The 12,143-nt window shown below is 57.2% G+C and carries 7 protein-coding genes, 1 tRNA gene and 1 pseudogene; 4 read left to right on the top strand and 5 right to left on the bottom strand.

The annotated features are described in order from the left end of the window. Nucleotides 1-110: 110 nt before the first annotated feature. The 3 genes from QRX41_RS02350 to QRX41_RS02340 form a co-directional block, all read right to left on the bottom strand. Entirely contained in the window at nt 111-755 is a 645-nt protein-coding gene (locus QRX41_RS02350; RefSeq protein WP_313838434.1) for a DUF421 domain-containing protein, read from the bottom strand. Between the two features lie 3 nt (nt 756-758). Continuing rightward, nucleotides 759-1,205 carry a DUF3290 family protein gene (locus QRX41_RS02345; RefSeq protein ID WP_015022498.1) on the bottom strand — a complete coding sequence of 149 codons (447 nt, stop codon included), beginning with the start codon at nt 1,203-1,205 and terminating at the stop codon, nt 759-761. A gap of 150 nt (nt 1,206-1,355) precedes the next feature. Next, nucleotides 1,356-1,847, bottom strand: a complete 492-nt coding sequence (locus tag QRX41_RS02340) for an inorganic diphosphatase (RefSeq protein WP_045924895.1) — start codon at nt 1,845-1,847, stop codon at nt 1,356-1,358. Nucleotides 1,848-2,004: 157 nt separating this feature from the next. Here QRX41_RS02340 and QRX41_RS02335 point away from each other — a divergent pair, with 157 nt between their 5' ends. Further along, complete coding sequence (locus QRX41_RS02335) at nt 2,005-5,898, top strand: LPXTG cell wall anchor domain-containing protein (RefSeq protein ID WP_313838430.1); 3,894 nt, start codon at nt 2,005-2,007, stop codon at nt 5,896-5,898. Nucleotides 5,899-6,683: 785 nt separating this feature from the next. Here QRX41_RS02335 and QRX41_RS08465 read toward each other — a convergent pair. Continuing rightward, nucleotides 6,684-6,960 (bottom strand): annotated as a pseudogene (locus QRX41_RS08465) (aldo/keto reductase); the annotation flags it as partial. A gap of 1,156 nt (nt 6,961-8,116) precedes the next feature. Here QRX41_RS08465 and QRX41_RS02330 point away from each other — a divergent pair. Then, nucleotides 8,117-9,643: a DUF2130 domain-containing protein gene (locus QRX41_RS02330; RefSeq protein ID WP_313838428.1), complete on the top strand. Its 1,527-nt coding sequence runs from the start codon at nt 8,117-8,119 to the stop codon at nt 9,641-9,643. Nucleotides 9,644-9,831: 188 nt separating this feature from the next. On the opposite strand, the gene QRX41_RS02325 is transcribed toward QRX41_RS02330, so the two are convergent. Next, nucleotides 9,832-9,908, bottom strand: a tRNA-Met gene (locus QRX41_RS02325). A gap of 95 nt (nt 9,909-10,003) precedes the next feature. On the opposite strand from QRX41_RS02325, the gene QRX41_RS02320 reads away from it, so the two are divergent. Together QRX41_RS02320 and atpB are read left to right on the top strand one after the other, a co-directional pair. After that, a complete protein-coding gene (locus QRX41_RS02320; protein WP_313838426.1) occupies nt 10,004-11,050 on the top strand; it encodes a homoserine O-succinyltransferase in 1,047 nt (348 codons plus the stop codon). A 191-nt stretch (nt 11,051-11,241) separates the two neighbouring features. Then, entirely contained in the window at nt 11,242-12,057 is an 816-nt protein-coding gene (gene atpB, locus QRX41_RS02315) for a F0F1 ATP synthase subunit A (protein ID WP_101432903.1), read from the top strand. Nucleotides 12,058-12,143 lie beyond the last annotated feature (86 nt).

The raw sequence follows: 12,143 nt of genomic DNA, 5'->3' as shown, positions 1-12,143 counted from the left end.
ATGCGTCCCATTCCCCACAAGAAAGTGTACACTACAGTGTACATTGCAACAATTGCTAATGATCCCTGGGTGTGGATTGACTCGTTAATTCTGTAGCCAGTTTTCGAGTGCTACTGGTCCTGGTAGGTGACGGCGTAGAATTCGCCGTTCTGGAAGCGGGCCATGTACACATCGCTGACCTTGTCTATGCCCTGCTTGGCCAGCTGCGAGTTGAGCCAGTCCTCGTCCCGTCCCATGGTATCCAGCACGTCCGGATTGACCCGTCCGTCCATGACCACCGGATAGCGCACGTCCTTGTCACCCTCGGAGATGATGGTCAGGCTGCCGTTCTGCTCGACGATGCCCCGCTTGACGTCGCGGATGTCGTTGATGCCCTTGGTGCGCAGCTTGAAGTCCACCTCCTTGGCCGTCAGGTTGACCTTGAGGCAGTTCTGGACCAGCAGCTTGCCGTTTTTGATGATGGTGACCGGTTCGCCGTCGATGTACTTGCCCACCGCGTGGATATGGGTCTTGGCATATCGGGTGATGAGGATCAGCGCCGCCCAGATCAGCAGGATGACAATGTACTGGGCCATGGAGATGCTGTCGCTGTAGATGACCCCGCCGATGATGCCGCCCAGGACGTAGTTCTGCAGCTGGTCCATGGGCGAGGTGGGCGCCAGGTTCCCCTTGCCGGTCACATTGATGAGCAGGGTGATGAAGAGCAGCCCGACGATCAGCTTCAGGGCCACGTTGACGTAGAAATTGATATCCATGGGTCACTCTCCGATCACGGTGATGTCTGGGTGGTACAGGTCGGCGCGCTGCAGCAGGAACTCAGAGCCGGAGCTGTTGAATACCAGGGTGTAGTAGCCCTTGGGGGTCTTGATGATCATGTCATTGTTGCGCGAGGTGTCGTTGATGCTGATCTGCTCAGGGTTGACCTTGAGCTTGGCGGCGGACTTGTCGATGACCGTGGTCAGCTGTCCGCTCTGCAGGCTGGCCGTGCGCAGATTGGTGTAGTCGCTGTACTGGATGGCCGCAGCCAAGAGGAGCAGGGTGGCCAGGATGATGGACAGATCCTTGTACTTGTGGTTCCAGCGATGGCGGGAGTACATGAACAGGAAGAAGAGAAAGGCCAGGGCCAGAACGACGACCACGATGATCCTGATCATGGTCCAGTTGGTCTGCCCGCCCTTGAGGTATTGGTATGTATAGAAAGTCATAGCCGCTCCTGCCCTTGCGCGCGCACCCGCAATTCGCAATCGTAGACGGCCGGACGCGTTTTGGGAGGATTTGGGCATGCAAAACCCCGGTTCGGGCGCTCGATTGGGCCCTTGCCGGGGTGGCTGTGACCGCTGGGCGGCCTTGAGGGGTCAGTGCTGGGCGGCCAGGCGCTGGCGTGCAGCCTTGATCTGGGTCTCGGCGGCCTCCGCGTTGGTCCAGTAGTCGCCGGGCATGACCTCCTTGCCTGGCTCCAGGGCCTTGTACTGCTCGAAGAAGTGCTTGATCTCCTGCTTGTGGAAGTCGGAGACGTCGTCGATGTCCTTGATGGCGTCGAAGCGCACATCGGCGGGCACGCAGAGGACCTTGTCATCCCCGCCAGCCTCGTCGACCATGTGGTAGAGACCCACGGCGCGGCATTCGACGATGCAGCCCGGGAAGACCGAATCGGGAATCATGACCAGGGCATCCAGGGGATCGCCGTCCTCGCCCAGGGTGCCGTCGATGTAGCCGTAATCGTCGGGGTAGCCCATGGAGGTGAAGAGGGTGCGGTCCAGCCTGATGTGGCCGCTGTCGTGGTCCATCTCATACTTGTTGCGGGAGCCCCGGGGGATCTCGACCAACACGTCGAATGTCTCTGCCATTGTCCTGTCTCCTTTTCGGTCTGGACGGCATAGGTATGTCTCATACACAGCATAACCGTCCCGGGGCACATTCGACCACAGTGCTTCGCTGACGCTCACGCCTGCTCGGCGGCCGCTCATACTCGATTCATGGGGTGGGCGAAGAGTGAGGACAAGTATGAACAAGCGCAGATGGACGGGTCTGCTGGCGGCCTTGGCTGCACTGGCGACCCTTGTCGGCCCAGCGGCCCCAGCCATGGCTGGCGGCGGATCGGGGCATTCCGGCGGTGGTGCTGAAGGCAATGGCCGGTTTTGGCAGGGCTGGACCTACAAGGATGACGATCAGGGCTCCTTCGGTGGCTATGAGATAGGCAGCATCGACAGGGCCTTCTCCAAGATGGGGATTGTGGATGGCGGCAATGCCACCACTGCTCGGGTCAAACGCCAGGCTCTGGATGAGGCCAACGGCAACTGCCAGGCACGCTTTAACGAGGCCCATGCCGACGAATCCGGACAAAGCCACTGCCGGGTGACCGGCGTGGGTGTGGTCACGGGCTACCGTGGCTCTCAGCGGGTCTTCGATGGGGTCAGCATGGCCATCCATAGCATATGGATGGACAACTGGCGAAGTCAGGTGGCCAGCCGCACCTTCAGCAACCGAGGGGTGACCTATCGGACCGGCGAACCTTTTTGGGACCAGCCTGGAGACAGCCTGGACAAGTTCGCCGACATGTATGCCGGCAACGAGCACAGCATCTCCCTGGTGGTCTTCATGCTCAATGACTATGAACCCAAACCGGCCGATCTGCCGCCGAATCCACCCGACAAGAAAGTGGATCCTGGCACCAGTGCGGATGGGATGACCAACCGCACCCGCATCGAGACTGGAACGGGTCGGGGCGGCCGCGAGCTGACCTTCAGCGATGTCTTTGATCCCCAAGGCAAGCAGTACCATGTCGGCGGGCAGAAGGTCAAAGACCTGACCAGCGGTGAGGATCTGACCAGCAAATTCGCTTTCAACACCGCCGATGGGAGCCGACCGCCCGGCAATAGGGCCACAGCCACCTGGAAGGGCGGGGCTCTTCCCGAGGAGCATCAATGGGCATGGCAGCTGGACGTGACCGTCGAGCAGCCGGACATTGGGGTCATTCTGGACTCTGGAAAAGTGGATTGGAAGGGCAGCGTCCGTCAGGTTGACCAGTCGACCCCTGAGCGCCGCACTCCCACATGGAAGCCCAGTCCCGACAAATCCTGGATTCTGCGCGATCCTGCTACCGGGCTCTGGAAGGCAGTCGTCGACCCTCAGTGGACCAACAAAACCGGTGCGGATGGACATGCCTTTCTGGACGGCGACAGAGTGGGGTCGGTGGTCAACGCCACTGTTGAAGCCCATCTGATCGAAGCGCCTAAGGTTTTCGCTTTGGCTGACGACTGGAGCGCTGCCGACTATCTGGTTGATCAGGATGGCGCTCGGGCTATTCGCATCTTCGAGGCCAGGGCCAAGGCGGATGCAGATGGGCACTACCGCCGCAGCAGCATCGAGGACATTGTGGACAAGGGCAGGGATGTGACCGACCGTTTCGAGATCAGCGTGACCGGCACTCGGGCGCGGGCACAGGCCAAAAGCGGATGGCTGAACGGTCTCAAGGGGATGGAGGACCCCAGGCAGGTCACCATGCTGGTTCCTTTTACGGTTCGCTTTGCCAACGGTGGTGGTGCAGCCAAGGTTCGCAAGGATCTGGGCGGAACACCTGACCAGGAACTGACTTTCTGCAAGGCCCCGAACGGCCATGGCAGCCAGGGCGGGGCGCTGACCAACTCGGGTTCCCAGACTGTCAACACGCAGAGCGTACAGACCAACAAGCCGGGCATCTGTGGATATCTGCCTCCGGTGCGCAAGGATGTCATCTCGGAGGCAGGCCAAGGCGGGGAGCAGGCCAGTGTTGACGGCAAGGTGGTCTTTCCTGGCCAGCGGCTGGAGTATCAGCTGGATACCCAGCCCAGCCTGCCCGACAACCTGGCCTATCCTGTCAAATCAGTCATTCTGACGGATGTCTACGACCGCTGGTTTTTGCCCGACAAGCAGACTCTTGAGGTTACTGATCTGCAGAGCGGCGACGTCATCGCCAAGACCGGATACGCCACAAAGTGGAAGGACAAGGAGCACAGCCTGCGGGTGACCATCACCGACCCCGCCCGGATCAGCCAGTGGCGTGCCGGGGGCAACCCCAGAATCCGCCTGCGCTTTGAGGGCAGGGTTGATCCCAAGGCTCCAACGGATCATCGTGTAGACAACCAGTGGGCACTGACGCTGAACAACTCGTTGACCCCCTCCAACCAGGTAAGCAATCCGCCGGTCGACTTCCATCCCTCAAAGAACGATGTCAGCGCACATGATCCAGGCATCAGCATCGATGGCAAGGTGCTTTTTGCGGGTGACCGCGGGGCCTACCGGATCAGTCTGGACGCCCGCCGCAAAGACAACGCCTATCCGGTCTGGCGGCTGGGCATGACGGATGCCTATGACGCTCGTCACCTGGATATCAATCCCAAGAGCATCGAGGTTCTGGGTTCCGACGGCCGGGATTACACTAAGTCTTTCAATATTCAGGTAAAAAACGGCGTAGTCTTGGTCTTCGCCAGAACCGTGGACACCTATGTTCCGGCCACAGGCGTGACCCTTAAAGGGGATCCCCAGCCAGCTGATCTGGCTGCCTATGCTGCTGCACGAGGTCATAACCCCCTCAGAGAGCCGGCTATTGACCAAGGGCTCCTAGGGCGCACCTACGATGTGGTTCTGCCTTACACGGTCATCCGCGCAGAATCAGGTCACGTAGTACGTAACCAAGCGACCCAGATCGTCAACGACCTACATAAAGCGACCAACGTGGTTACCAATCCGGTCAAGCTGCTCAATCCCGCCAAGGATGTGGTGGTCGCCGTGGGCGGGAAAAGCGCACATGGCGGCAGCATCTACCGCGATCGGCTCTTCCTCTATCGCCTGGACTCCAGTCTGTTGCCGGCCGGAAGGGCTTACCCGCAAGTGAAAACCTGGCGGATCGAGGATCGGCTGGATCCCACGGTGGATCAGTTCACTGGCCATTGGGCCGTCTACGCTACCCAGGATCTCTACGAGAACGGGCACATCCTGATTCATCATGGACAGATTATGGCTGGTTCGGATATGTCTGCAGATATCCATGGCGGTCCCTTGTTTACTATGACCGCTGACCCTGCAGGTCTGGTCAAAGTGGAAGCCACACCTCGATATTTGGCCTTGGTCAGCGCTTCAGGCGACCGCCCGGTCGGCTGGAGGGCCTACCTGCAATGCAGGCGGCTGAAGAACGTGGAACGTCATGAGAACCGATTCACCGAGTTCTATCAGGACAAGACCCTGGTCTCCAACACAGTCTGGACTAGAACGCCCGATATGACCCCGGCTCTGCATATCGAGAAATTCGATCAGGCTGGCGGCATGCCCAAGGGTGATCGGGATCAGCCGGAGCAGGCTCTCCGAACTCATGACGACGTCGCCATTGTCTTCCGGATCACCAATGATTCTCCTCGCGATCCCAGCGATGGGACCGGAGCCATTTTCCCCGCCCGGCAACTGCACTTGGAGGACCAGACAGTCGTCGGTCAGGGGCGGGTGACCGGAATCCACTATCCTGACAACTGGTCGACCCTGATGCTTCGACCTGGTCAGTCTGTCGATGTGCATGCCACAGTGACAGGCATATCAGGTAGGCACACCGACAGGGCTCGGGTGGTAGGTAGTCCTCTGGTGCCCTGTCCAGTGGAGGATCAGACCTCCCTGCCTCAACTGGAGAATGGCCAAAAAATCTCAGACCGAGCGGATTCTCGCGGAGCGGTGGTCGATGGCCGTCTGCTCTGTGCCGATCAAGCTGTTGAATCCAACAGTGATGACTGGAACGCTCTGAAAGACGCACTGCCTGAGACCGGAGCCGCGGTGGTGCTTCCATTAGCGCTCGCCACTGCAGCGGTCATGACCGGGTTTGTCATATTCCGCTTGGTCAGACAGATGTCCGCCAAAAACCGCGAGAGGCAGTGATCCTGGAACAGGTACACAGTCAGGTGTGCGCATTTTGGTCTGTCGATTGACGTAACAAGGCCAGTCTTAGATCCAAGGGCGTTCTCGGCCAGCTGCAGGGCAGTCGAGCTGTGCGATGCGCATACCGGCCTGTTCCGGTTCCAAAGTAAGAGCTTGTTGACAAAAAATTTCTGGGTATCCGCAGCCGTTGGAAGCGTTGAATACGCCGGCTGATTCTGAAGTTGCTGAGGCCTCGGATGTTTCGACTGTTCCGAGAGTCGTCGAAGATGCGGATCATTCAGCAGCAAGTGATTAGGTCTAACCTACCTGCGCTCCTGACTATGGACACCAAGCCATAAGGAAGTGCGCTAATTCTCCTCCGATTTCAATGGCAACACAGCCTGGGGTGGATTGCTGTCAATGGCTCCCGCGGTCTCATGCGGCAGGTAGGGCTCCTCCTTGGAGGAGCCCTTCTGAGGTGTGAGCTCCAAATCTAGCGCAGCCGCCGCACCGTCGAGATGCCGGGCTTTGGTGGCCGCCAATGATCGGTGAAGCAACGTCTTTGGCCCGCTGCCAGGCTATGGCTGGGCCATTGGAACGTTGTGTCGCTCTGCCGTTTTCTGTACGGGGTCAATGATGGCTAGGTCTGTCTTCGGCTAGGTCCTTCTCGTCCTCCCGGTAGAGCAGGTTGTAGTGGTTCTCCATGGCGCTGAAGTGGTTCCATCCATTGTCCTGGGAGACCTTCTGCATGTCCTGAAACTGGCGGCATGCATGGCTGAGGCTCCCAGCGCTGGCACATTGCCTGCTTTGACAAGGTCGTTCGGTGCTTCCATGGTTTCTTCGATTGGCGTTTCATAGTCGAATCTGTGGATGATGTAGAAGTCCAGGTAGTCGGTGACCAGTCGCCTGAGCATCCCATCGATCTCGCGATGGATGGCCTTGGATGAAAGGTCGCCCCTCATTGAAGTAGACCTTGGAGGTGATGACCACCTGGTCGCGGCTTATATGCTTTCTAAGTGCCTTTCCCGGATATTCCTCACTGGTCCCGGCCGAGTAGACGTTGGCTGTATCGAAGAAAGTGATGCCCGGATCCAGTGCGTGCGCAACGACCGCGTCGGTCCCTTCCTCACTCAGTGCTCAATCGTGCACGGTGCCTGGTTTGCCGAAGCTCATGCACCCCACGCAGATCTTTGATATGTTGATGCCTGTTTCGCCCTGTTGCGTGTACTGCATTTAAGCTCCCTTGAACTTCCTCAGCGCAGATGCAATCATGCTAGCAAGTTCGGGTCTGTGAAATTCTACTTCTTTGGCTTATGAAGCGAACAATAATATTTGTAGTAGGCATTGTCTTCTTATCGCTCTTTGTCAAAGATGTGAGGCTTTTATGGCATGCCCTGTTGCTGTGTTCAGTTCCTCAGAATGTGTCGATACCAGTGGCGTTATTTCCCGTGAGTTATTTGGAGTCGGTCAGTTCTTAACCTAGAAGCCCCGAGTCTTGTCAATGGTGATATTGGATACCTGATATAACAGCCAGACAGGGTATGCCTAATGTTTATTGATGTACGTGTGCCGTATACGTACTTTGTTCTGTGAAATGGACGCGATCCGAGCAATGCGGCTTGGCTAGTTGCCAACTGGACATGCCATTATTGTTTGCTGATACAATTGACGTAAAAGTTGAAGTTAACCTTTAATGAAGAGGGTTCATGTGGCAGGCAGAAATGATATGAGTTGCCTTGCTTTTTCGCGTTTGTTGCGTTTCAAGCGCTCGCATTACCCGTATTCCGATAAGTACATTCGCGAGGTCGGCAATTCGCCGGATACGCATGCAAGAACAGAAAACAGCATATGGTGCAGTGGTTTGCAGCTAACGCAACCCATGGATCGGGCGCCTACTCCCGGCAGAAGCCGAATAACAGTGCAAAGAATTGTTATAACAAATTGGAGAACGCTGCGTCGCTGCTGTGGATTGCCGAGGCGGTCGGCATTGAAGAGCCGACCGTAGCAGCAGCTTTCGAGGCTGCAAGGCAGGCGAGAGACTATCGCCGGGCTTGTGGCGCGATCCGCAAGATTATCAGCTGGTCCATGATTATTGAATCCTTGAAATGGTATCGACGTAGATCAAATATAGTTTTCATTAAGTGTCGTATGTGCTCAGCTGTTATGTACTCGGTTTTCAGCACAGACAGCTTGGAGCAGGGGTAGTTTTTAACGCAGGTTTGGAAAGAAAGGGTTGCATATGCCCGAGATTGTTTGTCCCAATTGCAAAACCGCATTCACTATTGACGAGGCCGGATATGCCGATATTTTGAAGCAGGTTCGTGACAAGGATTTTGACAGGCAGCTTCATGAACGGCTTGAACAGGCTGAGCGTGAGAATAGCAAGATTCGTGAACTGGACCAGGCACAGGCCGAGCAGACCTTGCAGAAGACCAAAAGCGCAAAGGATGCCCAGATACAGGAGCTGCAGGCAAAGCTGGAATCCGAACAGGCTGCAAAGGAATTGGCTGTTTCAGAAGCCTTGAGGAAGGTCGAGAAGGAGAAAGATGATCTGAGCGCCAAGCTGGACAAGGCCGAGTCGGAGAAGCAGCAGGCGCTTGATCTGGCAGAGGCCAACTCCAAGAGCGAGCTACAGAAGGCAGCTGCGGACAAAGATGCCGAGATCGTCAAATTGCAGAATCAGTTGGATGCCTTTGAGTTGCAGAAGAAGCAGGAGCTTGCCCAGGCTTTGGGTCCGGTGCAGAAGGAGCGTGATGATTTCAAGGGCAGGCTTGAGAGGCTGCAGCTCGAGAAGGAGTCGGAGGAGAAGCTCTCCAAGGAGCAGCTGAAGTCGCAGCTGCAGGAGGTCGTCGCGGACAAGGATTCCGAGATAGCGGAGCTGAAGAGCAACCTTGACAAGGCTGAGCTGCAGAGCAAGATCGAGGCCAAGTCCCTCAAGGAGCGCTATGAGGTCCAGATCCAGGATCGTGACGAGCAGATTGAGCGGCTGCGTGACCTGAAGGCGAAGCTGTCCACCAAGATGGTGGGGGAGACGCTTGAGCAGCATTGCCAGATCGAGTTCAACAAGCTGCGGTCCACGGCCTTCCCCAATGCCTACTTCGAGAAGGACAACGATGCCAGGACGGGCAGCAAGGGCGACTTCATCTTCCGCGACAAGGACGATTCGGGCACGGAGATCGTGTCCATCATGTTCGAGATGAAGAACGAGACGGACACCGCCTCCACCAAGCACAAGAACGAGGACTTTTTCAAGGAGCTCGACAAGGACAGGCGGGAAAAGGACTGCGAGTATGCCATCATGGTCTCCCTGCTGGAGCCTGACAGCGACCTGTACAACACGGGTATCGTGGATGTCTCCTATCGCTACCCGAAAATGTATGTCGTCCGTCCGCAGTTCTTCATTCCGATAATCACCCTGCTCCGGGACGCTGCCAAGAACTCTCTGCAATACAAGAATGAACTTGAAGAGGAGAGGGCGCAGAATATCGATATAACGCATTTTGAGGAAGAGCTGGACTCCTTTAAGAGTGCTTTTGGCCGCAATTACGAAATCGCCTCGAAAAAGTTCAAGAGTGCGGTAGAGGAGATCGACAAATCTATCAACCACCTGAACAAGATCAAGGACGCCTTGCTGGGTTCCGAGAACCAGCTTCGACTGGCCAACAACAAGGCGCAGGACGTGACCATACGAAGACTGACCAGAAACAACGAGACCATGAAGGCCAAGTTCGACGAAGTAAAGAAGTCCAAAGCCATAGGAGACTGAGAACGTGAACGGTGCAGTCATGTGAAGGGATGGATGTAGACGGCTTTCTCTGATTTTGCGATTGGGCCGTCCGCCCGTATCTGACTGCACCATACTGGCCAGTGTTCCGGTCTGCTCCAAGTACGCTGAGACAGAACAACAAGATAGAAAAAACAAAGGCTCAGAATCCAAACGATTCCGAGCCTTACTGGTAGCGGGGTCAGGATTTGAACCTGAGACCTCTGGGTTATGAGCCCAGCGAGCTACCGAACTGCTCCACCCCGCGTCGGCTGTTCAACACAGCAGTTATCTATATTACGGATTCCAGCGCGCTTGTCAAGTCCGTGTGTGGGCGGGCTCTACTTGGGAGATAATGGAGCCATGCCTATCACCATCCCCACCGGATTGCCGGCCAGATCCATCCTGGATTCGGAGCGCATCTTCGCCCTGGAAAGCCACGAGGCGGAGCGCCAGGAGATGCGTCCGCTCAAGCTGGTCATCCTCAACCTGATGCCCACCAAGGTGGAGACCGAGACCCAGCTGCTGCGGCTGATCTCCAAGTCGCCGCTCCAGGTGGAGATCGACTTCATGAAGACTTCCACCCATCAGGCCGTGCACACCAGCATGGATCATCTGGTCAAGTTCTACGAGAATCTGGAGTCCTTCGAGGACAACTGTTATGACGGTCTGGTCGTGACTGGCGCCCCGGTAGAGCAGATGGACTTCGAGCAGGTCGACTACTGGCAGGAACTGACCCGCATTCTGGACTGGGCGTCTACCCACGTCTTCTCTACTATGTATCTGTGCTGGGGGGCCATGGCTGGGCTCTATTACCGCCACGGCATCGCCAAGCGCAACCTGGATCGCAAGGTCTTCGGGGTCTTTCCCCAGTATCTGCAGGACGAGTACTGCTTCATCACCAATGGCTTCGACGAGATTGCCCTGCAGCCACACTCCCGCTGGGCCGGGGTGGACGAGGACCAGGTGCGGGCCTGTCCTGATCTGCAGGTGCTGACCTGGGGTCCACAGTCCGGTCCCGGGCTTATCAGCACCCAGGATTTCTCAGAGATCTTCGTGTTGGGCCACTGGGAGTACGACCGTGACACCCTGGCCCACGAGTACCAGCGCGACATGGCCAAGGGCCTGGACCAGGTGCCTTTCCCGGTCAACTACTATCCTCATGACGATCCGGCATTGGAGCCGGTCTTCTCCTGGCGTGCCCATGCCAACCTGCTCTGGCGCAACTGGCTGAACTGGGTTTATGAGACCACTCCCTACGACCTGAGCCAGGTGCCGACTCTGCGGGCAACGGGCCGACTGGGTACCGACCGATCCATCAGACACGCTCCCGGAGGCCCGCGCGCTGACGGATATCAGCCTTTGGCGGGTGACGGGTACGGGCTTATTCCGGGCGCTGTTAAGCCTTGATGACGATTGCATTACCTTCGTCAACAACCTGTCCACGCCGCGGTTCGGATTCGACCTGCGGCCACTATCTGTGACACACTAGAGGAATCTATGGTTACCGTGGCTCTTGGTGTGGGCTACACTACCCATACGGTGCAGCCATGAGTCGCGTGCGCGCTATAGTGTTCACTGTGTCGTTCAGGAGGCGATAGATGCTAGAGGCAATGGGAAGTGAAGCTTTCAGTCTGGCCATGGCCAAGCCAAGCGAGCTACCCACCATCGAAGATTTCCTGCCTCCTGAGATTCTTTTCCAGGGAACGCCCTTCGCCATGAACCGGATCATCCTGATCAGGTTCGTAGCCATGGTCATCATCCTTCTGGTGCTGGGAATTACTGCTGCAAGGGCCAAGCTGATCCCCTCCCGCTGGCAGGGGGCCATCGAGTGGGTCATCGAGTTCATCCGCGACTCGGTCGTCTATGACACCCTGGGCGAGATTCGGGGCAAGCGCTACGTGCCCATGATCACGACCATCTTCCTGACCATCTTGGTCTTCAACCTCTGCGGCATCATACCAGGCATGAACATCGCGGCCACGGCCACCATCACCATGCCCTTGGTTTTTGCCATCTGGACTTTCTGCCAATATATGGTCACGGGATTCCGTGAGCAGGGCGTCTGGGGCTATTTCAAGTCTGAGCTCTTCCCGGCTGGAGTGCCTTGGCCTCTCTATATCATTCTGACGCCCATCCAGCTGCTGGAGATGGTCATCGTCAAGCCGGCCTCCCTGACCATTCGACTCTTTGCCAACATGATCGCAGGCCATCTGCTGGTGGCGGTCAGCCTGGCCTTCACACAGTTCTACATCATCGAGGCCAGCAACAAGCTCTTGGCCTTGGCTGGCGTAGGCTGGTTCGTTCTGGGCTTCGCCCTGACGGCCTTTGAAATCTTCGTGGCGGCCCTCCAGGCCTACATCTTCGCCATCCTGACCACGGTCTACATCTCCATGAGTTACCCTGAAGAAGGTTGAGCGAAAAGAACAGCCGCGGTCGACGCTTCAGGCGGTCGCAGCCCACATATTCGTCGGTTCCGGCCGGTAGACGGGGGTCGGGGCCG

It is taken from the genome of Bifidobacterium kimbladii (assembly GCF_032193675.1).
Lineage (GTDB): Bacteria > Actinomycetota > Actinomycetes > Actinomycetales > Bifidobacteriaceae > Bombiscardovia > Bombiscardovia kimbladii.
The sequence above is the reverse complement of the archived record's forward strand: the minus strand, read 5'-3'. Positions and strand labels throughout refer to the sequence as shown.